The sequence below is a fragment of the Stutzerimonas kunmingensis genome, from assembly GCF_014764705.1.
In the GTDB taxonomy this organism is placed as follows: Bacteria; Pseudomonadota; Gammaproteobacteria; order Pseudomonadales; family Pseudomonadaceae; genus Stutzerimonas.
This window is the reverse complement of record NZ_JACXXG010000027.1, coordinates 19,630-41,432: the sequence shown is the minus strand read 5'-3', so window position 1 is coordinate 41,432 and position 21,803 is coordinate 19,630. Positions and strand designations below refer to the sequence as shown.

Sequence of the window (21,803 nt, the reverse complement as noted above, 5' to 3'; positions counted from 1 at the left end):
GGCGGTCTCTCCTGTGTCGGCTAGCGGCTGCAGGGCCTCATTGAAGGCGTTGAAGATGTTCCTGCACCCGTCGTTGAATTGTTTCGCTTACCCGGTCGCTCAGTTGCAGGCTGGTCAGCAGCGCCGGAATGTCCTCTTCTAGATTGATCGAAAAATTGATCGGGCGGCCTCCTTCCAGGGCTGGGTTGCGGCCGTTCAGGCGCAGCGCGAGGTTCAGTTTGCCGCTCTCATCATAGCGGACGTCACTACTCAGCCGATCATAATGAAAATCGTGCAGGGCTTCGGTGACGATCTTCATGGCCGGGTTCGACTGACCAAGGGCTTCTATCTTCGGCGAACGAAAGCGCAGTACACCGCCGGGTGCGCGCGCGGCCAGCTCGCCCTGGTCGACGCTGAACCCGAGTGCGCTGCGGCGAATGTCGAAGCTGCCATCAATCAGGCCGCTGCCATCGAGCCCTTCGGTAGGGTAGGCGGCGAGCATGTCGCTCAGTTGCAGTCCTTGCAGCTTGGCGCTTAATTGTTGCTGCGGTGCAGCCAGGTCGAGCGTGGCGGGGGCGAGCCAGAACCTGCCGCCGAAGATTTGGGTTTCCGCGGTTGCCCAGCGCAGCTGGCCTTGCACTGGATGAGCGAGATCGGTGCGATAGTTTCCGCGCAGCAGCAGCGGGCCAAAAGTGAATCCGGGATTGAGCTGAGCGAGGCGCAGCTCGGTTATATCCAGCTCCAGGCGGTTGCGCTCGAGGCTTGCAGCGATTCTTGCGTCGAGCCCGGATATCTCGGCGCGGTCGATGATGCCGGCCAGTCCCCGGGCCTCCAGCGTGAGCCTGGCGGATGGCGGTGTGCTGCCAGCTGGCACAGAAAGCGTGCCATCAGCCAGCAGGCGCCCGCTGTTCAGTTCGAGCATCTCCGGCCAGGCTGTGAAGCTGCGGGCAAGCGGGTTGCCGGCGCGCAGAAAGATCTCCTTTAGCTTGCCGCTTGCCTGTAGTGGGCCGTTCCAGCGCTTGTTCAGGTTTGCTGCCAGTGTCAGCCCGACATCGTTGCTCAATGGGCCGGTCGCTGCCAGTTTTGTGGCATCAGCTTCCAGCTGCCCGCTCCAGTGCCAGCCCTGGGAGATCAGTCGCGGGTGATCCAGTCGGCTGACGCGCAGGTCCAGCGGCCCCTGTACGCGCCAGCTAGGCGGCTCTGAGTTGCGGCGGTCGAGATGCAGGCTGAGCGGTTGGGAGAGCAGGGCCTGCAGTTGGCGGGCAGTGAGTTCTCCGCTGGTCAGGTCGGTGAGGGTGGCCCGTGAGCTTTTATGCAGCTGTACATCGATCTGCTCGAGGTCCGCACGACCGGAGAAGTCCAGCGTGGCCTCCAGACCTCCTAGCGAAAGCGCATCCAGCTTCAGCTTGCTACTGCGCAGTTGCAGTTGCGCCTGCTCGATCTGCAGTACATATGGCGGTGCGGTATTCAGTCGCACCCGTGCCTGCAGGGTCGCCGGTGTGGCGCCTTGGGCGTCCAGCTTGACCTGTAGCGGCAGTTCGTCTTGATCGGTTTCGGCATCCAAGGGCTCGATCTGGATGTTCAGCCACTCAGGTCGCACATTCTCGGGAAGGTCGGCGACGAGCGCCGGTTCGGGGCGTAGCTGGACATTGGCTTTCAGCTCGGTAGGCAGCCACAGGCCATCCTGTCCATTAGCCGTGAGGTCGATATCGCCTTGCACCTCGCCAAGCCCGATGATTGGCCACGGCGCCGGCAAGTGGCCGGAGAGACGCAGCTCCCCGCCGGCACGGCGCCATTCGAGCGTGCCGTCTGTCGAGCGAGGCACGCTAAGCGCCCAACCTGCGCCAAGCCGCATGTCAGCAGGCATGTCTGGCAGCGGGGTGGGTTCGTAGCCGGTCCATTCGCTTAGCCAGCTCAACAGCCAGGGCGCTTCCGGCAAGCTGCCCATGGCAAGGGTGCCATCGAATCGCAGGGTGTTGCCGAGGAGGTTGAACCGGTTACGGCCTTCCAGGCGCGGCTGCTCGTCGATCAGCAGTCTGGCTTCGATCAGGCTGTGCATGGGGTCTGGTCCCTGTGCACTGACGATCAGCGAAACACGGTGTTCGTTGCGTCGCAGGTCCAGCCGGGCATCGACAGGCAGCAGTGTTTCGCCGGCGTGTTCCAGCCACAGGCTGCCCCGTTCGTCGCACCGACCCTTCGCGCAGGGGAGGTCCATCCTCAAATCAGCTATGGTCATTCGCTGCGGCAGCCACGCCCCCCAGCGTGCATATTGCTCGGCGTCGCGCGGAGGCGAGCTCTCGTTCCCGGCATGCGGTAGCGAGAGTAGGGTCGTGCTGAGGCGATCTATTTGAAGCGATTGTGGTGGAAATGGCTGAAAAATGCTGGGAACTCGCAGCGCGATATTTTCAGCCCGGACGGTCAGGTTGAGGCCGTTCTCGGTCAGCTGTGCATAGTCAAGCTGGCGGATCGATATGCTTCTGAAAGAGACACGCAGCCCCTGCCAGTCGAGTTCGACGATGCCTTGTTCGCGCTTGAACGCTGTCCATTGATACCAGGCGAAACCGCCGGCAAGCAGCAGCAGTAGCAGCAGGCTAACCAGCAGCCAGCGCAGTATTCTCGACGGTTTCGTCATTTCCAGTTCCAGAATGCGAGGCGTACAGCATAGCCGCAGAACAAGCGTAGCTACCGTGCTCCGGCAAGGTGCGCAGGACGACAACAGCTTTGTCTGAAAGTTCGCTCTTGTGCCGCTGCAACCCTTGTGGCAAGCCGCTTCGCGCCGGGTGCGCTGAACTTGTGCACATTTGCGCAGCATGCCTGTCAAGGCCTTATGACAAACTGTCGCAAATCGCCTGAACTCATAGATCGTTAATAACCAATTGAAAAATAAGCACTTTTTTCATTGGCGAAAAAAACGTCAGTTTAAGCGCAGCCCCCATGAGACGTGGCATTCATAGATTTGTCTTCTGTTTGTCCACTGACTTATCCACAGCTTCTGTGGATTAATTTTTTAGTGTGATCCGGATCTAATTTTTTCGCTTTTGACAAGACTTTAACTCTCGGAAAAAAGGAGTAGAGTGCGCGACCTTATTCATCCAGCCCCCAGATGTGCATGAGAACGCGTACAGCCTCCTCCGCCTCCTTCGCCACTACCGCCCCTACGGCACGGTTGCCGCTGCGCATGGCGCTGTGGTTGCTCAATAGCCAGCACCTGGGCAGAAATCAGGGTGTCAAGCGGATTGCGGGGCGCCTGCTCAAGCAGCCGGCGCGTGAGGGCGTGGTGGAAGCGCAGAGTCGTCTGGGGCGTCTGCTGTGCTGCGAGTGCGATGGTCAGCGCGACCGCCGTATCGGTTTCGAGCTGCTGCGTCAGGCGGCCCGTGCAGGCGACTGCCAGGCACAGCTGGAGCTGGGACGCCTTTATTGCCAGCCCGACCACAGCGAACCTGCCAAGGCGCGCCTGTGGCTCGAGCAAGCCGCCGCACAGGGTTCCCAGGAGGCTGCGAGCTTCCTTCAGCGGTTCAAGGGCTGACGGCACCCGCCTGACCACCCACCTGCGGCTCGCTATACTGCCCGGCACTTTTGCCGGAGCCCTTCATGTCCTTTGATCCTCTTCATCTATTGATTGGTCTGGCGCTCGGCCTGGCTGCCCTGGCTGGGCTGAGCCTTTATCTGCAGCGCCGCCTGTCCGCCAGCGAGTCCGAACAGGCGTTGCTCGATGAGCGGCTCCGACAGGCCACCCTGGCGCAGGAGGGGCTGACGGCGCAGCTGGAGGGCTGTCGGATCGAGCTGGCCGAGTTGAGTGGCATCAAATCAGCGCAACAGGCCGAGCTGGCTGCGTTGCGCCGCGAGGCCGAACTGTTGCGCACGCAGCGTGACGGCCATGATGAAACCATTGCCGACCTGCAAGCCGAGCGCGACGCCCAGCAAGGTGAACTGCGCCGGTTGAGCGCGACCCATGCTGCACTCGAAGCCGAACTGCGCGAACAGCACAACGCCCATCAGCAAAGGCTGGCAGACCTGCAGGCAGCGCGTGACGACCTGCGGGCACAGTTCGCTGAGCTGGCCGGCAAAATCTTCGACGAGCGTGAGCAGCGTTTCAGCGAGTCCAGCCATGAGCGCCTGGGACAGCTGCTCGAACCGCTGAAGGAACGCATCCAGTCGTTCGAGAAGCGAGTCGAGGAGAGCTACCAGAACGAAGCGCGCGAGCGCTTCTCCTTGGCTCGCGAGCTGGAGCGCCTGCAGCAGCTGAACCAACGCCTTGGTGATGAAGCGACCAACCTGACCCGTGCGCTGCAAGGGCAGAAGACACAGGGCAACTGGGGCGAGCTGGTGCTGGAAAAGGTGCTGGAGCACGCCGGGCTGGAGAAGGGTCGCGAGTACCGTACGCAGGTCAGCCTGAAGAGCCCTGACGGTGAGCGTTTTCAGCCGGATGTGCTGATCCATCTGCCCGGGGACAAACAGGTCGTGGTTGATGCCAAAGTCAGTCTGACCGCCTATCAGGCGCTGACCTGCGCCGAGGATGAAGGCAGCCGGGCGCTGGCGCTCAAGCAGCATGTGCAATCGCTGCGCAGCCACCTCAAGGGGCTCTCGCTGAAGGACTACCAGCGCCTCGATGGCTTGCAGAGCCTCGACTTCGTGCTGCTGTTCGTGCCGATCGAGGCGGCTTTCGCGGCCGCGCTGCAGGCAGATCCCGATCTGTTCCAGGAAGCCTATGGGCGGCACATCGTGATCGTCAGTCCGACGACCTTGCTCGCCACCCTGCGGGTCATCGACAGCCTCTGGCGGCAGGAGCGGCAAAGCCAGAACGCCCGGGAGATCGCCGAGAAAGCCGGCGGGCTTTACGACAAGTTCGTAGCCTTCATCCAGGATCTCGATGAGATCGGCAGCCGCTTGCAGCAGGTGGATCGTGCTTACCTGGCGGCGCGCAACAAGCTTAGCGATGGTCGCGGCAACCTTGTTGGTCGAGCCGAGCAATTGAAGTCGCTCGGTGCGCGGGCCAGCAAGCGCTTGCCGGGCGACTGGCTGGAGCGTGCCGGTGCCGAGGAACTCAGCGAGGCGGGCGACTAGATCGCGGCGCTAACGCAACAGCAGCACGGCGAGCGCGGTCAGCAGCCCGGCGAACATGATCGGCAGGGTACGGATAGCCAGTTCACGGCCACCGATGAAGGCGATCAGCATGGCCTTGACCAGGCTGTTGCTCAGCACGGCGAATACGATGCCGCGCGACGCGACCTCGTGACTGAGCCCGTCGCGGGCATTGTTGGCCAGCGAGAGGGTGATCGCATCCACATCGGTCAGACCTGCGACCAGCGACACCATGTAGATGCCGGCATCGCCCAGCCAGCGCCGTGCCCCCTCGACCAGTAGCAGGATCAACACCAGCAAGGCGGCGAAGCGTAGCGCCGGTCCCAGCTCGAACGGGTTCTTCAGCAGGGGCTCGGCAGTGTCTGTGGGCGTTTTGGCTGCCAGCAGGTAATAGAAGATTGCACCTGCTGTATAGATGGCGCCGGCGCACGCCAGAGGCAGGATCAGGCCAGGAAGCAGCGCCGGATTGACTAGTCCCACCTCCAGTAGAACGCGAGGAAACATGAGCGCCGACGTCGCCAGCAGGCCGGCTGCGAGCGCGGCACGCAGCTTCGGCGCGTTCAGCCGCGCCAGCGTGATGGTCATCGCAGTGGAGGAGACGATGCCGCCAAGCAGCGCCGTGACGAAGAGGCCGTGACGAGGGCCAAGGATACGGATCGCCACGTATGCGGCGAAACCGATTCCGGCGATCAGTACCACCATCATCCAGGTCGTGTAGGGATTGAGTGCCTGCCAGGGGCCATAGCCCTGGTTCGGCAGCGTGGGCAGCAGCACCACGGAGATGAACAGCATCTTCAGCGCGCCGCCCAGTTCCGCCTCGCTGAGCCGCTTCAGCGCCTGATGCAGCGGGGCTTTCAGGCTCAGCAGCAGCGCCACGACGATGGCGCATGCGGCGGCGAGCTGCCGGCTCTCCGCGACCGCCAGGCTGCCGAGAACAAAGGTCAGCAGCATGGCGACCTCGGTGGTCATGCCATGGTCGCCGCTGCGACGCGCATCGATCAGATAGCCGGCAATGACCAGCAGCGCGAGCATGGCGAACATGGCCACCCAGGCAGAGCCGCCGAGATGGCTGACGCTAACCGCCGCGAGCCCGCCGAACAGGCCCGACAGGCCGAAGGTGCGGACCCCGGCGACCAGCTCCTGGCCGGGGCCGTCTCTGCCGCTCCAGCTACGTTCGGTGCCGATCAGTAGCCCGACGGCAAGCGCCGTGGCGAGGTTGAGAAAAAGCTCGAGCGTCATCGGCCACCTTGCCGCCAAGTGTGCAAATTGCCAGCAGTGTAACCGGCCTCGGCCGCGATTGTTTCACCCGCTGGCCGAGGTCGCCTGTTTACTGAAGCGTCAGGTGCCGGCTCATCAGGGCGCGCAACGCCGCAGGCTTGACCGGCTTGGCGAGGAAATCCAGGCCGCTTGCGTGAATCGCCGCCACCAGTTCCGGGCGGCCATCGGCACTGATCACCACGCCGGGCACCGGCTCGCCCAGCCGAGTGCGCAACCAGGCCATCAGCTCGGTGCCGGTCTGGCCCTCGTCGAGGTGGTAGTCGACCAGTACCAGTTGCGGGCGAATGTCCTCGGCCAGCAGCGCTTCGCATTCGGCGCGGTTGCTGGCGGTCCATACCTGGCAACCCCAGCGGGTGAGCAGGCTGTTCATGCCGACCAGAATGCTGTCCTCGTTATCGATGCAAAGCACCTGAGTGCCGGTCAACGCGGTGTGCTGCGGCTCGCCACGCTTGGCTGCCGGGCGCGGCTGGCTCAATGCACGGGCGACCGGCACGGTGACGCTGAACACGCTGCCCTTGCCCGGCCAGGAGCGCACTTCCAGCGGGTGTTCGAGTACGTGGCAGAGACCGTCGGCGATGGCCAGGCCCAGGCCCAGACCTTTCTCCGCGCGGGTCTGGTGGCTGTCCAGGCGTTTGAACTCCTCGAAGATCACCTTCAGCTTGTCATGCGGGATGCCCGGGCCGCGGTCCCAGACTTCGAGCCGCAGTGATGCGCCTTGCCGGCGCACGCCGAGTACCACGCGGCCCTTGGCGTAACGGAAGGCATTGGTGAGGAAGTTCTGCAGCACGCGACGGAGCAGGCGGATGTCACTGTCGACGCGCAGCTTGCTGCCGTGCACGCGGAAGTTGACCCCCTGTTCGCGGGCCAGGGCGGTGAACTCCGTGCCCAGCGTGTCGAACAGCGTGGCGAGCGGGAAGGGGTTGCGATCCGGAGTCACCCGACCGCTTTCCAGGCGCGAGATATCCAACAGGTCGGTGATCAGGTCTTCAGCCGAACGCAGCGAACTGTCGAGATGCTGCACCAGTTCCTGGGCCTCGCTGGGCAGCGCGCTCTGCTGATGCGACAGTGCGGCGGAGAACAGCCGTGCGGCGTTGAGCGGCTGCATCAGGTCGTGGCTGACGGCGGCGAGGAAGCGGGTCTTCGACTGGTTGGCCGCTTCCGCGGTGCTCTTGGCTTCGATCAGCGCCTGGTTGAGCTGCGACAGTTCCTGGGTCCGCTCGCTGACGCGCTGTTCGAGACCTTCGTTGGCATCTTTCAAGGCGCGTTCGGCTTCGCGGTAGGCGGTGATGTCACTGAAGCTCATCACGAAGCCGCCGCCCGGCATCGGGTTGCCGATCAGCTCCACGACGCGGCCGTTGGGGAACAGCCGCTCGGACGTATGCGCGCGACCTTGGCGCATCCAGTACAGGCGCTTGGCCACGTGGGTGTCGGGATCACCGGGACCGCATAGTCCGCGTTCGGCGTTGTAGCGGATGATGTCGGCGATCGGGCGGCCGATGTAGACCAGCCCGTCCGGGTACTCGAAGAGTTCGAGATAGCGATGGTTCCATGCCACCAGGCGCAGCGACTGATCGACCACGCTGATGCCCTGGGTGATGTTCTCGATCGCGCCTTGCAGCAGTGCGCGGTTGAACTGCAGCACCTCCGACGCTTCGCCGACGATGCGCACCACGTCGTCGACCTGCATGTCGCGGCCTTCCAGCGCTGCCTTGACCACCGCACGGGTGGACGACGCGCCGAGCACGCCCGCCAGCAGGCGTTCGGTATGGGCGATCCACTGACCATCGGCCTGCAGCTTGGGCGAGAAGTCCTGGCCGTGGCGACGGGCAAAGCGCTGGAAACTCTGCTCGGCGCGCTCGGCGCCGACGAAGCGGGATGCCAGGACCAGCAGGTCTTCGACGCGTACGGCGAGCAGACGGCGGGCACCGGTCGGGGAGGCGATCTCCTGACCGATGAAACGGCTGGCCTGCCAATGCTCGGCCACGTGGGTCTGGGTGAGGATGGATACCCAGAAGAACAGCGTGGCATTGCCGATCAGCGACAGGGTCACGCCCAGGGTCAGTCCGCTGAGGCCGAAACCGAGGCCGCCGTTGTACATCCAGCTCAGGCCCGGGAACATTTCCAGCGGCCAGCCCAGCAGAGGAACAATCAGCGTATAGAACCAGATTGCCGCGCCGGCGGTCAGGCCGGCGAACACGCCGCGACGGTTGGCCTGCTTCCAATACAGCGCACCAACCATCGCCGGGGCCAGCTGAGTGATGGCGGCGAAGGCGATCTGGCCGATTGTAGCCAGCGATGCCGTGGAGCCGAGCAGGCGGTAGCTGACATAGGCGAGCAGCAGGATCACGACGATGCTGATGCGACGTACCGAGAGCATCCAGTGACGGAACGCCTCGAATGGGCGCTCGGTTTCCTGGCGGCGCAGCAGCCAGGGCAGCAGCATGTCGTTGGAAACCATGGTCGAAAGCGCGACGCTGGCGACGATTACCATGCCGGTTGCCGCCGAGGCGCCGCCGATGAAGGCGAGCAGGGCGAGCCAGGGATGCAGTTCGGCCAACGGCAGGCTGATGACGAAAGAGTCCGGCGTTACGCCAGCGTGCAACAGCATCTGTCCCGCCAGCGCGATCGGGATCACGAATACCGCGGCGAGTACCAGATAGAGCGGGAACACCCAGCGGGCCAGGCGGAAGTCGCGCGGCTCGATGTTCTCTACCACCGAAACGTGAAACTGCCGTGGCAGGCAGACGATCGCCATCATCGCGACGGTGGTCTGGACCAGCATGGCTGACCAGTTGACGCCTTCGCTCCAGAATCCGGCAAGGTTCGGCGAATCATAGGCCTGATTGAACAGATCGCCGAAGCCGTCGAACAGGCCGAAGGTGACGAAGGCGCCCACCGCCAGGAATGCCAGCAGCTTGATCAGTGATTCGAAAGCGATCGCCAGGACCATGCCGCGGTGATGCTCGGTGACATCGAGGTTGCGCGTGCCGAACAGAATGGTGAATAGCGCCAGCACGATCGAGACGATCAGCGCGGTGTCGCGCGTGCCGGTGCCGGCCACCTCGATGTTGATGCCGCTCAGCAGGTTGACGCCGAGTACGATGCCCTTGAGCTGCAGCGCGATGTACGGCAGTACGCCAACCAGGCAGATCAGCGTAACAACCACTGCCAGCAGTTGAGATTTGCCATAGCGGGCGGCGATGAAGTCGGCAATGGAGGTGATGTTCTCCTGCTTGCTGATCATGATCATCTTCTGGATCACATGCGGTGCGAACAGCATCAGCAGGATCGGGCCCAGATAGATCGGCAGGAACGCCCAGAGCTGCTCGGCGGATTGGCCAACAGCGCCGAAGAAGGTCCAGCTGGTGCAGTACACCGCCAGTGAAAGGCTATAGACCCAAGGCCGCAGGCGCGGCGACATGGAAGCGCTGTTGCGGTCGCCGTAGAAAGCGATGGCGAACAGAATGGCCATATAGACGAGGGCGACCGCGGCGATCAGCCCGCCTGACAGCGTCATGCAAACTCCAGAAAACGAAAGGTGAGTGCCAGGCAGGCCTCGGCGGGCCGGTAACGGTGCCGAATTCAATCAGCCCTGGTGACTCGTTAATATGCTGAGTTCGCGAAGTTTCGCAGCAATGGTCACCCCGTGTGCAGGGTTGCGACCAAGGTCGCATGCGTCTAGCGCGGGCCCGCCAGCAATATCGCCGGTCGTCCGCGAAGTACGGCGTTTCCTGCGCCATGGGTTACTGTCTGGTAACCGCCGATTTGCCCGGACGCAATAACAGGAGAATGTCATGCTCAGCCCCCATCCGGTAACCCTGCAACGCGGGGCGCTGCGCCTGGAGCCGCTGATGGAAGCGGATATCCCGGAGCTGGTTGCCCTGGCAGAGCGGAACCGCGCCGAGCTGACATATATGAGCGGGCCGCTACGGCCGGACTGGTACCGCCATGCGCTGGCGGAACAGCGCGAGGGGCGCGCGGTTGTCTTCAGTGTGCGCATGGCCGAGCAGCTGGTCGGCACCACGCGCTTCGCCGACTTCAATCTGAGCCTGCCGGCGGCCGAATTGGGCTGGACCTGGCTGGATCAGGCGGAGCATGGCACCGGGCTGAATGCCTCGATCAAGTACCTGCTGCTGCGTCACGCATTCGAAGAATGGCAGTTGGTTCGCCTGCAGCTGAAGACTGCCGCCAGTAACCTCCGCTCGCAGCGGGCCATCGAAAAGCTAGGTGCCCTACGCGAAGGATTGCTGCGTAACCATCGGCGACTGGCAGACGGTCGTCTGGACGATACCGTGCTGTACAGCATCACCGACCGTGACTGGCCGCAGCTCAAGCAGCGGCTCGCGGCCGACTGACTGCTCTGCGACGCATCGCCTGAGCGTCTGAGTTCGGTTATCGTGCGGTGCTTTGCCGCATGTTTTGCGTCGATCCGTCCGCCACCCACGCCTTTCGCTACGAGGTCGATAGGCAACGCAAGGTTCGGTGCAAAATTGGCTACAGGAGTTCCAATGTCCCGCTCGCAAGAGTTCGTTCACGGATGCCGTGACATTCTGCCGTTGATCCTTGGTGCGATTCCGTTCGGCGTCATCTTCGGCACGCTGGCCGTCGGCGCCGGATTGACGCCCTGGCAGACCATGGGCATGTCTTCGCTGGTCTTCGCCGGTTCCGCACAGTTCATCGCGATCACGCTGATAACCGGTGGCGTAGGCGCAGCCGTGGTACTGCTGACCACCTTCGTGGTCAATCTGCGGCATGCCTTGTACAGCGCCGCGCTGCAGCCATTCGTTCGTCATCTGCCGGGCCGCTGGCGCGCCCCTCTGGCGTTCTGGCTCACGGACGAGGCCTTCGCCGTGGTGCAGAACCGCTATGCCCGCGACGATGAGTCGCCGTACAAGCATTGGTTCTTTCTCGGAGCCGCGCTGACCATGTACATCAACTGGCAGTTGTCGACACTGGTGGGTGTCGCCTTCGGTCAGGCGGTTCCGGATATCGCCAGCTGGGGGCTGGACTTCGCCATGATCGCCACCTTCATCGGCATCGCGGTGCCGATGATGCGGACGCGCCCGCAGGTGGCCTCGGCGCTGGTGGCTGGCGCGGTGGCCTTGCTGACCTGGGAGCTGCCTTACAAGCTCGGACTGATCGCCGCCGCCATGGCCGGCATCGTCGTCGGCGTCTGGCTCGAACGTCGCGCCGAAGCGGCTGCGCGCATGCAGGGGGCGCTATGACGACCTGGTTGCTGATCTTCGGCATGCTGGCGATCACCTTCGTGATCCGCTACAGCTTTTTCGCCTGGCCCAACCTGCGCTTTCCCCGCGCTATCGAGCAGGGGCTGCATTACGTGCCGGTGGCGGTACTGACTGCCATCGTGGTGCCGGGAATGCTGATGCCGGAAGGGCAGTGGGCGTTGCGCCCGGACAATGCCTATCTGCTCGCGGGGCTGTTGGCGATCGTCATAGCTGCGTTTAGCCGCAACCTGCTGGCGACTATCGCCGGCGGACTGCTGAGCTTCTTTCTGCTGCGCTGGGCTTTCGGGCAGTTGCCGATATGAATCAGGAATCGACCGGGGCTAGCTCTACAAGGCGTTTGCCAGCTGGCGGACCGGCGAATACGCATTCGCAGTTTCGCCTGCTCGGCAAGCGTCGCTTCCTGCCTTTTTTCTGCACGCAGCTGCTCGGTGCATTCAACGACAACGTGTTCAAGCAGGCGTTGATCCTGGCGATTCTGTTCAAGATCGGCACTGGCGCCGACAAGAGTCTGCTTATCAATCTTTGTGCGCTGCTGTTCATCCTGCCGTTCTTTCTGTTCTCCGCGCTGGGTGGCCAGTTCGGCGAGCGCTTCGAGAAGGCCTGGCTGATTCGCAGAATCAAGTTCGCCGAGATCCTGATCATGCTTGTCGGGGCGCTCGGCATGTCGCTCGGCAACCTACCGGTATTGCTTGCGGTGCTGTTCTGCATGGGCACCCAGTCGGCGCTGTTTGGTCCGGTCAAGTACTCGATCCTGCCGCAGCAGCTCGCCGAGGATGAGCTGGTGGGAGGCAATGCGCTGGTAGAGATGGGAACGTTCCTGGCGATTCTCGGGGGCACCATCGGTGCGGGTGTGTTGATGGCGAGCGAGGGCTACGCCGAGCTGGTGGCGATCAGCGTGGTGCTGATCGCGCTCGTCGGTTATCTCGCCAGTCTGGCCATTCCAGCCGGTACGGCAGCGCTGCCGACCCTGCATATGGATTGGCGCGTGCTGCGTCAGTCATGGCGCATTCTGCGGCTGGGGCTCGGTCAGCAGCGGGCGGTGTCCCGGGCCATGCTGGGCAATTCCTGGTTCTGGTTTCTCGGTGCGACTTACCTGACGCAGATCCCGGCGTTTGCCAAGGACTATCTCGGTGGCGATGAAAGCGTGGTGACGTTGATCCTGACGCTGTTTTCGGTCGGCATCGCGCTGGGATCGCTGCTTTGCGAGCGGCTGTCGCGGCATCACGTGGAGATCGGCCTGGTCCCGTTCGGAGCCATTGGCCTGAGCCTTTGCGGAGTGCTGCTGTGGTGGCATGCGAGCGGCCACGTGGAGCCTGTGGGTACGGTCGACTGGCTTGCGCTGCTCGGCGAGCCTTCTGCCTGGTGGGTACTGATGGATATCCTCGGGCTGGGGATTTTCGGTGGGCTGTACATCGTCCCGCTGTATGCCCTGATCCAGTCACGCAGTGTGGTTCACGAGCGCTCGCGAGTGGTGGCAGCGAACAACATTCTCAATGCGCTGTTCATGGTCGCGTCGGCGATCATCGCAATTGTCCTGCTGGTGCTGCTGAAGCTCTCGATACCGCAGCTTTTCCTGACTGTTTCGTTGCTCAGCGTGCTGGTCTGCGGGGCGCTGTTCGTCGATGCGCCGGAGTTCATCGAGCGTTTTCTGATCTGGTCGCTGGGGGAGCGATTGGGCGGGGCGCTGGCGTTGCAGCTGAAGGTGCGTTGAGGGGAGCGGGGCGCCGATCAGCGCCCCGAGCGGGTGTCAGAGGCCCTGGGGGACTTCTTCGCCACCGAACGCCTCGAACAGCGAAGGCAGGAACTCGCGGAAGGTCATCATCATCAGCAGGAAACTGGCGTCCTGCTGGGCAAGGGCGTCTTCACCACCGTCCTGCTCGGCCTGGTCCTGCAGCAGTTCCTCGAAGCGCAGGCGCTTGATAATCAACTTGTCGTCCAGCACGAAGGACAGCTTGTCCTGCCAGGCCAGCGACAGCTGGGTGACCTGCTTGCCGGCTTCCATATGCTGCTGGATCTCGTCGCTGGTCAGGTCCTGGCGCTTGCAGCGCACCACTCCGCCGTCCTCGTGGGTATCGCGCAGCTCACATTCGTCGAGCACGAAGAAGTCGTCTGCGGACTTCTGCGTCTTGACCCAATCGGTCAGGGTGGCGCTTGGCGCAATCTTCACGGTCAGCGGGCGCACCGGCAGCGAGCCGATCGCTTCACGCAGGGTGGACAGCAGGTCCTCGGCCTTCTTCGGGCTGGCCGAGTTCACCAGGATCAGCCCGCGTTCGGCGTCGATTGCGGCGAAGGTGCCGGATTTGCGGATGAAGGCGCGCGGCAGAAAGGCCTGGATGATCTCGTCTTTTATCTGGTCGCGCTCCTTCTTGTAGACCTTGCGCATCTGCTCGGCTTCGATCTCGTCGACCTTTTCCTTCAGCGCATCCTTGACGACGCTGCCCGGAAGAATGCGTTCTTCCTTGCGCGTGGCGATCAGCAGGAAACCCTGGCTGACGTGCACCAGGGGGGCGTCTTCACCCTTACCAAAGGGGGCGACGAAGCCGTAGGTGCTCAGCTCCTGGCTGGCGCAGGGGCGGGCAGGTTTGGCGGCCAGTGCAGCTTCGAGTGTCTCGGCATCTAGAGCGACGTTCTGGGTGAGACGGTAAACGAGCAGGTTACGAAACCACATGGCGGGGTAGAACTCCGGAAAGCAAAGGGGTGCATTATTCCTGCCTGGCCAGTTCAGGCCAACCCTGCGGGATGTTAATGCACGGCGGACGAGAAAAATCGGCTGGTAAATCGAGGGTTTTCCTAAGTCTTTGGAACTTCTGCAATTTTTTTTTCGAAAGGGGGTTGCCAAGGCGCGGAACCCTCTCTAGAATGCGCCCCACTTCGAGAGCAAACGGGTGATTAGCTCAGCTGGGAGAGCATCTGCCTTACAAGCAGAGGGTCGGCGGTTCGATCCCGTCATCACCCACCACTCGAGGTTTAGCGCAGCGGTAGTTCAGTCGGTTAGAATACCGGCCTGTCACGCCGGGGGTCGCGGGTTCGAGTCCCGTCCGCTGCGCCATATTCGCTTCACGGGTCCACTGAACGCCCTGAAGCAACGAAAGAAACGGCCATCTAGGCCGTTTTTTTTTGCCTGAATTTTTGTGGGCGGAAGCTGCGGGTGCCGCTTCTCGCTCGGATCGATCCTGCTGTCGGATTGCTACGCGCGTCCGTTCTTTGCAATCTCTTTACGGTCCTTGCCTTGGGGTGCGGTAGCCAGTGCCGGGATGCGCTGCTAAGCTCGACCATCGGTTTTTCGAATGCCCAACAGCGTATTTAAGGAAACAGCATGAGACTGAGACATCATCGTTTGGCGCCTGCGGTTGCCCTGGTTGGCCTGGTGCTGGCCGGCTGCGACTCGCAGACCAGTGTCAAACTGGACACTCCGGCGCAGAAGGCGTCCTATGGTATCGGCCTGAACATGGGCAAGAGCCTTGCGCAGGAGGGTATGGATGATCTCGACTCCCAGGCTGTTGCGCAGGGTATTGAAGATGCCATCGGCAAGAAGGAGCAGAAGCTCACCGATGAGCAGCTGATGGAAGCTTTCACCTTCCTGCAGACCCGTGCCGAAGAGCGCATGGTTGAGATGAATGCCAAAGCGGTCGAGGCTGGCAAGAAGTTCCTCGAAGACAACGCCAAGCGTGAAGGCGTGAAGACCACCGAATCCGGTCTGCAGTACGAAGTCGTCAAGGCGGCCGAAGGCCGTCAACCGACCGAGAACGACGTGGTGACCGTGCACTACGAGGGCAGCTTGACAGACGGCACCGTTTTCGACAGCTCGATCAAGCGCGGCAGCCCGATCGATCTGCCGGTAGGCGGTGTGATTCCAGGTTGGGTCGAAGGTCTCCAGCTGATGCATGTGGGCGAGAAGTACAAGCTCTACATCCCGAGCGAACTGGCCTACGGCGAGCAGAGCCCGAGCCCGCTGATCCCGGCCAACTCGGTGCTGGTCTTCGATCTCGAGCTGCTGGATATCAAGGGTGACGAGGCCGAGCAGCCCGCAGCCGAGCAGCCTGCTGAAGCAGCCGAGCAGGAATAAGCGGTTCTCTTCGCTGCAAACGAAAACGCCCCGATCTAGTCGGGGCGTTTTTATATGGGCTTGTTACTGAGTCAGTCGTCCATCTGCGACTGCAGGTAGTTTTCCATGCCCACCTTGTCGATCAGGCTCAGCTGCGTCTCCAGCCAGTCGATGTGTTCCTCCTCGGATTCGAGGATGTCTTCCAGCAGCTCGCGACTGCCGTAGTCGCCGACGCTTTCGCAGTAAGCGATGGCGACCTTCAGATCCTGCACGCCACCTTGCTCCAGCCTGAGGTCGCACTCGAGCATCTCGCGAGTGTTCTCACCGATCAGCAGCTTGCCCAGATCCTGCAGATTCGGCAGGCCTTCCAGGAACAGGATGCGCTTGATCAGCTTGTCCGCATGCTTCATCTCGTCGATGGATTCTTCGTACTCATGCTTGCCGAGCTTGCCGAGACCCCAGTCCTCATACATGCGCGCGTGCAGGAAGTACTGGTTGATGGCTACCAGCTCATTGCCGAGGATCTTGTTGAGGTGCTGAATGACCAGCTTGTCGCCTTTCATGTAGTTAGCCTGCCTGACGCGGTGGGAATGCAAGCAGTCTGGCCACGCTCAGGCGACCTGTCAAACCTAAGTCATTGAATGCTAAAGCTAAACCCTAGCGAGAATAGTTGCGTTCCGCATCCTTCTGAGCAACTTGCTGATTTGCAGGCAAAAAAAAGCCGGGCATGGCCCGGCTTCATGGCTTCAGTCTGTCAAGCCTGAACAAAACTGGCAGGGTAGGCGAGGGAGGCCTGGGCACTTTGCACGTTGCTGAGCGTCTCGCGCACGACCTGCTTGGCGACGCAGGCGCACTTGCCGCACTGGGTGGCGACGCCGGTCGTTTCCCGTACTTCACGGTAGCTGCAGCAGCCTTCGTAGATGGCATCGCGAATCTGGCCGTCGGTGACACCCTGGCAAAGACAGACGTACATAGAAACACTACCCGTTGAATTCGTTGACGGTTGGGATGCTAATCAGAATGAGAATAATTGTCAAAGTTCGTTCGTCGGGGGGGGTCTCCCGATGAGCGTATTTTTCCGTTCGTACCGACGGTGTCGAAGGCCGCAGCGAAGATCGGTGTTGACCGCTTTGCGGTAGACTGCGCGCCTTTTCGCAACGGAGGCCGTTCATGGCCCTGCAAGCCACACCATATAAAGTCGAGCTGAATCTCACGGACCTGGACCGCGGGGTATACGAGAATCTGCGCTTTACGGTCGCCAAACACCCGTCGGAAACCGAAGAACGCCTCGGCGTGCGATTAATTGCCTATGCGCTCTGGTATAACGAGCAGCTGGCCTTTGGTCGCGGCCTCTCTGATGTGGACGAGCCAGCACTCTGGGAAAAGAGTCTGGATGGCCGCGTCCTTCATTGGATCGAAGTGGGTCAGCCGGATGCAGAGCGATTGACTTGGTGTTCGCGACGAGCCGAACGCGTCAGCCTGGTTGCCTATGGCAATCTGCGCGTCTGGCAGGGCAAGGTGATCGATGCGGTGAAGGGATTGAAGAATCTGTCCATTGCCACCATCGACTCGGAGTCACTTGCCGCGTTGGTCAAGGACTTGCCGCGTAGTCTGCAGTGGGGCGTGATGATCAGTGACGGCACGTTGTTCATCACCGATGAGCGTGGCCAGTTCGAAGTGAAGTTGGGTTGGTTGCTCGGCGAGCGCTGAGAGCGCCCGCCGTGCCAGTCACGCTTGCCAGAACTCCAGCAGCGCATTGAACGACATCACCACCCCGACCGCCGTGGCCAGCATGGCCAATATGCCGAACACCAGCATCCAGGTTGGGTGACGGTAGGCGTCGCCGACGATGTTCGTTTTGCGCGATGCGAGCAGTATGCAGCCCAGTGCCAGCGGCAGCACCAGGGCATTCAGCGTGCCGGCTACCACCAGAACCTTCACGGGCTGGCCGACCAGACTGTAGATGAGCGTCGAGCAGGCAATAAAGGCGATCACGACTCGCTGGTTATGCCGGCGGATGCTGTCATGCAGCGAGTACATGAAGGTCACACTGGTATAAGCGGCGCCGATCACCGATGAAACCGAAGCGGCCAGCAGCACTACGCCAAAGATCTTGTAGCCGATGGTGCCCATCGAATGGGAGAACACCGACGCAGCGGGGTTGCTCGGATCGAGACTCAACCCCTGGCTGACGACACCGAGCGCGGCGAGGAACAGACAGATGCGCACGACGCCGGTGGTGGCGATGCCGATCACGGCCGCGCGGGTTACCAGCCTGACATTCTCGACGCCGGTGATGCCGGCTTCCACCAGGCGATGGCCACCGGAAAACGAAATGTAGCCGCCGACCGTGCCGCCCACCAAGGTCACGATCGGCAGCAGCAGGATCAATGGGTCGTCCGGATTGAAGCTGCGACTCATCGCCTCGAGCAGCGGTGGATTCGACTGCAGCATGGCGTAGCCGATCATGCACAGCATCACCAGGCCGAGCACCTGCATCACCGAGTCCATCACGCCCTTGGCGTTGCGTAGCAGGAAGATGCCAATGATCAGCACGGCGGCGATCAGCGAGCCGATTAACGGCGGGACGCCGAAGATCACGTTCATCGCCAATCCGGCGCCACCGATGTTGCCGATGTTGAAGGCGATGCCGCCAAGCACGATGAAGGCGGATATCAGATGGCCGACACCGGGTATCACGCGGTTGGCGACGTCCTGGCCGCGCAGGTTGGCAACGGTGATCACCCGCCAGATATTAAGCTGGGCACCGATGTCGATGAGCAAAGAGATCAGGATCGCGAAGGCGAAACTCGCCAGATACTTCTCGGTGAACAGCGACGTTTGGGTTAGAAACGCGGGTCCGATGGACGAAGTCGCCATGATGAAAATGGCGCCGCGCAGGACGTTGCGCTGGGCGGGAGTGCCGCGTTCGGCTTGTGTGGCTTGCATTGGATACCTTCTTTTTCTTGGCGTTGGGGCAGGTAGAAATGCGCCCGGGTCATACCCGGCAATGTTGTTCTTGTAGGAATAACTGGCTGCTGGTCAGCGGCTCCTTATGAGCGACTACCGCCACTGGGCTAGCAGTTCGCGGTGCGCGCGTTGCGCGGCCTCCAGTGAAATCGGTTTGAGCCTGAGAGGGGTACCGGGCAGGCACTGCGCCAGCTGGGCCACCGCCGCAGGTGTCAGCGCGCCGAGGCGTGGATAGCCGCCGATTGTCTGGCGGTCGTTGAGCAGGATGATCGGCTGCCCGTCGGCCGGAACCTGGATCGCCCCCAGCGGCACGCCTTCGGAAATCATGGATGAGCGCGTGCTGTGAAGCGCGGGGCCGAGCAAGCGCACGCCCATGCGGTCGGCTCGTTGATCGACTGTCCAGTCGCTGTTGAAGGCATCGAACAGGCTCTGGCCGCTGAAATCACCAATCTGCGCGCCGAGCACGACCGCGAGGCTCGGCCTCGAAAGCGGGGTGACGGTTTGCGCGGGCAGCTCCCGGGAAGTGTCAGAAGCACCGCCGAGCCAGTGCAAGCAGTTGCCCTCGGTCAACGCTTGGCCGTCACCGGTCAAGCCGCCAAGCTGCTCGCGCCGCACCGTGGCGCAGCTCCCCAACACCGGTGTCGCCTGAAAGCCGCCTGGCGCAGCGAGATAGGCGCGAACGCCTCGCTTCGGATGCGTGAAGGTAAGCAGCTGACCCTTACGGACCTCGAAGCTGCGCCCCGGCGCGATGGCTTCGTCATCGAGCGCGGCGCCGAGATCGGCACCGCAGATCGCCAGGCAGGTATCGGTTTGCGCGCGAAGGCTGAAATTCCCCAGCGTGATTTCCACCGTCGCGGCCTGCACCGGATTGCCAAGCAGCCAGTTGGCCCAGTTGTGGGAAATCCAGTCCACCGGGCCGCCCTGGGTAACGCCGAGGTGGCGGACGCCCATACGGCCGCCGTCCTGCAAGCTGGCCAATGCGCCGGCGCGTTCGATAAGCAGACTCATACGGCAGTCTCCTGAAAAGGACTGTCGTTGCCGCCCAAGCGGATGAATTCGGCGCGCTCGATGGGCACGAAGCGCACCCGGTCGCCTGGTTGCCACAGGCTATAGTCGTCGAGCTCGCGGTCGAACAGACGAACCGGGCTGCGCCCGATCAGATTCCAGCCACCCGGCGATACCAGCGGATATATGGCGGTCTGCCGATCGGCGATGCCCAGGCTTCCGGCCGGCACCTGCTTGCGTGGTGTGGCCAGGCGCGGGCTAGCCAGACGCTCATCGACCAGCCCGAGAAAGGCGAAGCCCGGTGCAAAGCCTAGGGCGAATACCTGATAGATATGCGCGCTGTGTTGCTCGATCACGCCAGCTACACCGAGTCCGCTGCGCTTGCCTAGCGCTCGTAGCTCGGGGCCGACGCTGGCGTCGTACCACACCGGGATTTCATGCTGGCGCGCGGTTTCGGCGGCGGCGGGCTGCAGACCCGCGAGCGCTTGGTGAAGGTGCTGGCGAGCCTGCAGGTCGTCCAGTTGGGTCAGGTCGTAGTGCACTAGCAGCGTGGTGTAGGAGGGCACCAGATCGACCAGTGCCGCGCCGAAGGTTTCGCGCACACGCTGACTGGCGGCGAGCATCCAGGGCATGTTGTCTTCATCAATCTGATCGAACAGGCGCAGCAACAGGCTGTCGACGCCGACCACTTCGATCCGCGGCTTCATGCGGGAAGCGCCTGCAGCGCCTGACGGATGCGCTGGACGGCGGCTATGGAACCGGCGTTGTCGCCATGCACGCAGAGGGTATCGGCCTGCAGAATCAGCGCGCTGCCATCGCTCGCAATCAGCGCCTCGCCCTTGGCCAGGCGCAGGGCCTGGTCGGCAACGGTTTCTGCATCGTGGTGGACGGCGCCTGGCAGGCTGCGCGAAACAAGCATGCCGGCGGCGTCATAGGCGCGGTCGGCGAACACTTCAAACCACAGGGTGATGCCCATTTCTTCCGCCAGCGCCTGGCTCGTGCTGTTGTCGCGGGTGGACATCAGCATCAGCGGCAGGTTGGCGCTGTAGGCCTTGATGGCGCTCATCACTGCGCGCAGCAGGTCGGGCTGGCGCATCATGTCGTTGTACAGCGCACCGTGGGGTTTGACGTAGCGGACCTGCGTGCCTTCAGCGCGGCAGATGCCGTCGAGCGCGCCGATCTGGTAGAGCAGCATGTTCTCCACTTCGGCCGGGCTGCAGGCCATGGAGCGCCGGCCGAAGCCGACCAGATCCGGATAGGCCGGATGGGCGCCGATGCGCACATCATGCTTGCGTGCCAATGCGACCGTGCGCCGCATGATCTGCGGATCGGACGCGTGGAAGCCGCAGGCGACATTGGCGCAGTCGATGAAAGGCATCACCTCGGCATCCAGGCCCATGGTCCAGGCGCCGAAGCTTTCCCCTATGTCGCAATTGAGTAAGAGACGACTCACGATGGCTGCTCCTTTCGAAATGGACTGGTGCGTTTTCGGCGGTGTCGAGGATCGATACATTGATAAAGTATTGATAAATTATCAACGTATTTCTTCCGTTGGGCGTCTGAAGTGCCTGAACGGACATTGCTGTATCCTTGCCCGCCCCATCGATACGAACGGCGCTGCCGCTTCATCAGTCAGGAACTCAAGATGGTTGACGCCAAAAGCCCTCGTCCGTTGCGATCTTCGATCGTTGCTTCGGCGCACCTTGCCGAGCAGTCCCAGGAACTGTCTGAACTGGAGTACGGCATCATTGTCGCCAGCGCCGCGCTGATGCGCTGGATGGAGCGCTGCATGCAGGCCTGCGGCACGGTAGAGATGAACGCGCTGGACGTCATGGTGCTGCACAACCTCGCCAGTCGCGGCCGCGCCAAGCGACAGGCAGACATCTGCCTGCTGCTCAACGTGGAAGACACGCACACCGTGACCTACGCGCTGAAGAAGCTGAGCAAACTCGGCCTGGTGGAAGGTGCCAAGCAGGGCAAGGAAATGTTCTATCGCACCACCGAAAAGGGCCGCGCGCTCTGCCAGGAATACGCCGACATCCGCCGCGAATGCCTGATTGCCTCGTTCGAGAACCTCAATATCGACCCTGACGAGATCCACCGCCTGGCAGGCATGCTGCGCGCCATGTCCGGCTTGTACGATCAGGCCGCACGCGCCGCCACCTCCCTGTAAACGACCTTCACCGAGTCTGGAATCC

19 protein-coding genes and 2 tRNA genes are annotated in these 21,803 nt (G+C 62.4%); 11 read left to right on the top strand and 10 right to left on the bottom strand.

Annotation, left to right across the window (positions count from 1 at the left end; all coding sequences use genetic code 11):
• Nucleotides 1–37: 37 nt before the first annotated feature.
• Nucleotides 38–2,611, bottom strand: a complete 2,574-nt coding sequence (locus IEG05_RS17845; RefSeq protein WP_046618770.1) for an intermembrane phospholipid transport YdbH family protein — start codon at nucleotides 2,609–2,611, stop codon at nucleotides 38–40.
• A gap of 546 nt (nucleotides 2,612–3,157) precedes the next feature.
• On the opposite strand from IEG05_RS17845, the gene IEG05_RS17840 reads away from it, so the two are divergent.
• Both IEG05_RS17840 and IEG05_RS17835 read left to right on the top strand, forming a co-directional pair.
• The gene (locus tag IEG05_RS17840) at nucleotides 3,158–3,505 is read left to right on the top strand and encodes a tetratricopeptide repeat protein (RefSeq protein ID WP_046618888.1); all 348 of its coding nucleotides are present in this window, start codon (nucleotides 3,158–3,160) and stop codon (nucleotides 3,503–3,505) included.
• Nucleotides 3,506–3,570: 65 nt separating this feature from the next.
• Nucleotides 3,571–5,043, top strand: coding sequence for a DNA recombination protein RmuC (locus tag IEG05_RS17835; protein WP_046618768.1), 1,473 nt, complete (start codon nucleotides 3,571–3,573; stop codon nucleotides 5,041–5,043).
• A gap of 9 nt (nucleotides 5,044–5,052) precedes the next feature.
• On the opposite strand, the gene IEG05_RS17830 is transcribed toward IEG05_RS17835, so the two are convergent.
• Both IEG05_RS17830 and IEG05_RS17825 read right to left on the bottom strand, forming a co-directional pair.
• A complete protein-coding gene (locus IEG05_RS17830) occupies nucleotides 5,053–6,300 on the bottom strand; it encodes an MgtC/SapB family protein (RefSeq protein ID WP_046618766.1) in 1,248 nt (415 codons plus the stop codon).
• An 88-nt stretch (nucleotides 6,301–6,388) separates the two neighbouring features.
• The gene (locus tag IEG05_RS17825; protein ID WP_046618764.1) at nucleotides 6,389–9,856 is read right to left on the bottom strand and encodes a hybrid sensor histidine kinase/response regulator; all 3,468 of its coding nucleotides are present in this window, start codon (nucleotides 9,854–9,856) and stop codon (nucleotides 6,389–6,391) included.
• Nucleotides 9,857–10,133: 277 nt separating this feature from the next.
• Between IEG05_RS17825 and IEG05_RS17820 the strand changes: the two genes are divergently transcribed.
• The 4 genes from IEG05_RS17820 (at nucleotide 10,134) to IEG05_RS17805 (ending at nucleotide 13,296) form a co-directional block, all read left to right on the top strand.
• Nucleotides 10,134–10,694 (top strand): GNAT family N-acetyltransferase, encoded by a 561-nt coding sequence (locus IEG05_RS17820; RefSeq protein ID WP_046618762.1) that lies wholly within the window; start codon nucleotides 10,134–10,136, stop codon nucleotides 10,692–10,694.
• A 153-nt stretch (nucleotides 10,695–10,847) separates the two neighbouring features.
• Nucleotides 10,848–11,564: an AzlC family ABC transporter permease gene (locus IEG05_RS17815; RefSeq protein ID WP_014821007.1), complete on the top strand. Its 717-nt coding sequence runs from the start codon at nucleotides 10,848–10,850 to the stop codon at nucleotides 11,562–11,564.
• The gene (locus tag IEG05_RS17810; protein ID WP_046618760.1) at nucleotides 11,561–11,887 is read left to right on the top strand and encodes an AzlD domain-containing protein; all 327 of its coding nucleotides are present in this window, start codon (nucleotides 11,561–11,563) and stop codon (nucleotides 11,885–11,887) included. The genes IEG05_RS17815 and IEG05_RS17810 overlap by 4 nt, the downstream gene beginning before the upstream one ends.
• Nucleotides 11,884–13,296 carry an MFS transporter gene (locus IEG05_RS17805; protein ID WP_046618759.1) on the top strand — a complete coding sequence of 471 codons (1,413 nt, stop codon included), beginning with the start codon at nucleotides 11,884–11,886 and terminating at the stop codon, nucleotides 13,294–13,296. Before IEG05_RS17810 ends, IEG05_RS17805 begins: the two co-directional genes overlap by 4 nt.
• 36 nt (nucleotides 13,297–13,332) lie before the next feature.
• On the opposite strand, the gene rdgC is transcribed toward IEG05_RS17805, so the two are convergent.
• The gene (gene rdgC, locus IEG05_RS17800) at nucleotides 13,333–14,253 is read right to left on the bottom strand and encodes a recombination-associated protein RdgC (protein ID WP_045666798.1); all 921 of its coding nucleotides are present in this window, start codon (nucleotides 14,251–14,253) and stop codon (nucleotides 13,333–13,335) included.
• Nucleotides 14,254–14,468: 215 nt separating this feature from the next.
• Between rdgC and IEG05_RS17795 the strand changes: the two genes are divergently transcribed.
• The 3 genes from IEG05_RS17795 (at nucleotide 14,469) to IEG05_RS17785 (ending at nucleotide 15,651) form a co-directional block, all read left to right on the top strand.
• Nucleotides 14,469–14,544: transfer RNA gene (locus IEG05_RS17795), tRNA-Val, on the top strand.
• A gap of 13 nt (nucleotides 14,545–14,557) precedes the next feature.
• Nucleotides 14,558–14,634 (top strand) — tRNA-Asp (locus tag IEG05_RS17790).
• A 267-nt stretch (nucleotides 14,635–14,901) separates the two neighbouring features.
• Nucleotides 14,902–15,651, top strand: a complete 750-nt coding sequence (locus IEG05_RS17785) for a BamJ family beta-barrel-assembly machinery protein (RefSeq protein WP_014821004.1) — start codon at nucleotides 14,902–14,904, stop codon at nucleotides 15,649–15,651.
• Between the two features lie 71 nt (nucleotides 15,652–15,722).
• Here IEG05_RS17785 and bfr read toward each other — a convergent pair whose 3' ends face one another.
• Together bfr and IEG05_RS17775 are read right to left on the bottom strand one after the other, a co-directional pair.
• Nucleotides 15,723–16,193 (bottom strand): bacterioferritin, encoded by a 471-nt coding sequence (gene bfr / locus IEG05_RS17780; RefSeq protein ID WP_003300730.1) that lies wholly within the window; start codon nucleotides 16,191–16,193, stop codon nucleotides 15,723–15,725.
• A 191-nt stretch (nucleotides 16,194–16,384) separates the two neighbouring features.
• Nucleotides 16,385–16,603, bottom strand: coding sequence for a bacterioferritin-associated ferredoxin (locus IEG05_RS17775; RefSeq protein ID WP_014821003.1), 219 nt, complete (start codon nucleotides 16,601–16,603; stop codon nucleotides 16,385–16,387).
• Between the two features lie 197 nt (nucleotides 16,604–16,800).
• On the opposite strand from IEG05_RS17775, the gene IEG05_RS17770 reads away from it, so the two are divergent.
• Entirely contained in the window at nucleotides 16,801–17,340 is a 540-nt protein-coding gene (locus IEG05_RS17770) for a YaeQ family protein (protein WP_046618756.1), read from the top strand.
• A gap of 18 nt (nucleotides 17,341–17,358) precedes the next feature.
• Here IEG05_RS17770 and IEG05_RS17765 read toward each other — a convergent pair whose 3' ends face one another.
• The 4 genes from IEG05_RS17765 to IEG05_RS17750 form a co-directional block, all read right to left on the bottom strand.
• Nucleotides 17,359–18,579: an NRAMP family divalent metal transporter gene (locus IEG05_RS17765; protein ID WP_046618755.1), complete on the bottom strand. Its 1,221-nt coding sequence runs from the start codon at nucleotides 18,577–18,579 to the stop codon at nucleotides 17,359–17,361.
• Nucleotides 18,580–18,693: 114 nt separating this feature from the next.
• Nucleotides 18,694–19,608 carry a 5-oxoprolinase subunit C family protein gene (locus IEG05_RS17760; protein WP_046618754.1) on the bottom strand — a complete coding sequence of 305 codons (915 nt, stop codon included), beginning with the start codon at nucleotides 19,606–19,608 and terminating at the stop codon, nucleotides 18,694–18,696.
• On the bottom strand, nucleotides 19,605–20,312 hold the full coding sequence (gene pxpB, locus IEG05_RS17755) for a 5-oxoprolinase subunit PxpB (protein ID WP_046618753.1): 708 nt from the start codon (nucleotides 20,310–20,312) through the stop codon (nucleotides 19,605–19,607). The genes IEG05_RS17760 and pxpB overlap by 4 nt, the downstream gene beginning before the upstream one ends.
• Nucleotides 20,309–21,058, bottom strand: coding sequence for a 5-oxoprolinase subunit PxpA (locus IEG05_RS17750; RefSeq protein ID WP_046618752.1), 750 nt, complete (start codon nucleotides 21,056–21,058; stop codon nucleotides 20,309–20,311). Before IEG05_RS17750 ends, pxpB begins: the two co-directional genes overlap by 4 nt.
• A gap of 192 nt (nucleotides 21,059–21,250) precedes the next feature.
• Here IEG05_RS17750 and IEG05_RS17745 point away from each other — a divergent pair, with 192 nt between their 5' ends.
• Entirely contained in the window at nucleotides 21,251–21,778 is a 528-nt protein-coding gene (locus tag IEG05_RS17745; protein ID WP_046618750.1) for a winged helix DNA-binding protein, read from the top strand.
• Nucleotides 21,779–21,803 lie beyond the last annotated feature (25 nt).

What these genes read in the sequence shown, in the direction of transcription:
- IEG05_RS17845 (WP_046618770.1), bottom strand. Translation starts at nt 2,611, where the DNA reads ATGACGAAACCGTCGAGAATACTGCGCTGGCTGCTGGTTAGCCTGCTG.
- IEG05_RS17840 (WP_046618888.1), top strand. Translation starts at nt 3,158, where the DNA reads ATGGCGCTGTGGTTGCTCAATAGCCAGCACCTGGGCAGAAATCAGGGT.
- IEG05_RS17835 (WP_046618768.1), top strand. Translation starts at nt 3,571, where the DNA reads ATGTCCTTTGATCCTCTTCATCTATTGATTGGTCTGGCGCTCGGCCTG.
- IEG05_RS17830 (WP_046618766.1), bottom strand. Translation starts at nt 6,300, where the DNA reads ATGACGCTCGAGCTTTTTCTCAACCTCGCCACGGCGCTTGCCGTCGGG.
- IEG05_RS17825 (WP_046618764.1), bottom strand. Translation starts at nt 9,856, where the DNA reads ATGACGCTGTCAGGCGGGCTGATCGCCGCGGTCGCCCTCGTCTATATG.
- IEG05_RS17820 (WP_046618762.1), top strand. Translation starts at nt 10,134, where the DNA reads ATGCTCAGCCCCCATCCGGTAACCCTGCAACGCGGGGCGCTGCGCCTG.
- IEG05_RS17815 (WP_014821007.1), top strand. Translation starts at nt 10,848, where the DNA reads ATGTCCCGCTCGCAAGAGTTCGTTCACGGATGCCGTGACATTCTGCCG.
- IEG05_RS17810 (WP_046618760.1), top strand. Translation starts at nt 11,561, where the DNA reads ATGACGACCTGGTTGCTGATCTTCGGCATGCTGGCGATCACCTTCGTG.
- IEG05_RS17805 (WP_046618759.1), top strand. Translation starts at nt 11,884, where the DNA reads ATGAATCAGGAATCGACCGGGGCTAGCTCTACAAGGCGTTTGCCAGCT.
- rdgC (WP_045666798.1), bottom strand. Translation starts at nt 14,253, where the DNA reads ATGTGGTTTCGTAACCTGCTCGTTTACCGTCTCACCCAGAACGTCGCT.
- IEG05_RS17785 (WP_014821004.1), top strand. Translation starts at nt 14,902, where the DNA reads ATGAGACTGAGACATCATCGTTTGGCGCCTGCGGTTGCCCTGGTTGGC.
- bfr (WP_003300730.1), bottom strand. Translation starts at nt 16,193, where the DNA reads ATGAAAGGCGACAAGCTGGTCATTCAGCACCTCAACAAGATCCTCGGC.
- IEG05_RS17775 (WP_014821003.1), bottom strand. Translation starts at nt 16,603, where the DNA reads ATGTACGTCTGTCTTTGCCAGGGTGTCACCGACGGCCAGATTCGCGAT.
- IEG05_RS17770 (WP_046618756.1), top strand. Translation starts at nt 16,801, where the DNA reads ATGGCCCTGCAAGCCACACCATATAAAGTCGAGCTGAATCTCACGGAC.
- IEG05_RS17765 (WP_046618755.1), bottom strand. Translation starts at nt 18,579, where the DNA reads ATGCAAGCCACACAAGCCGAACGCGGCACTCCCGCCCAGCGCAACGTC.
- IEG05_RS17760 (WP_046618754.1), bottom strand. Translation starts at nt 19,608, where the DNA reads ATGAGTCTGCTTATCGAACGCGCCGGCGCATTGGCCAGCTTGCAGGAC.
- pxpB (WP_046618753.1), bottom strand. Translation starts at nt 20,312, where the DNA reads ATGAAGCCGCGGATCGAAGTGGTCGGCGTCGACAGCCTGTTGCTGCGC.
- IEG05_RS17745 (WP_046618750.1), top strand. Translation starts at nt 21,251, where the DNA reads ATGGTTGACGCCAAAAGCCCTCGTCCGTTGCGATCTTCGATCGTTGCT.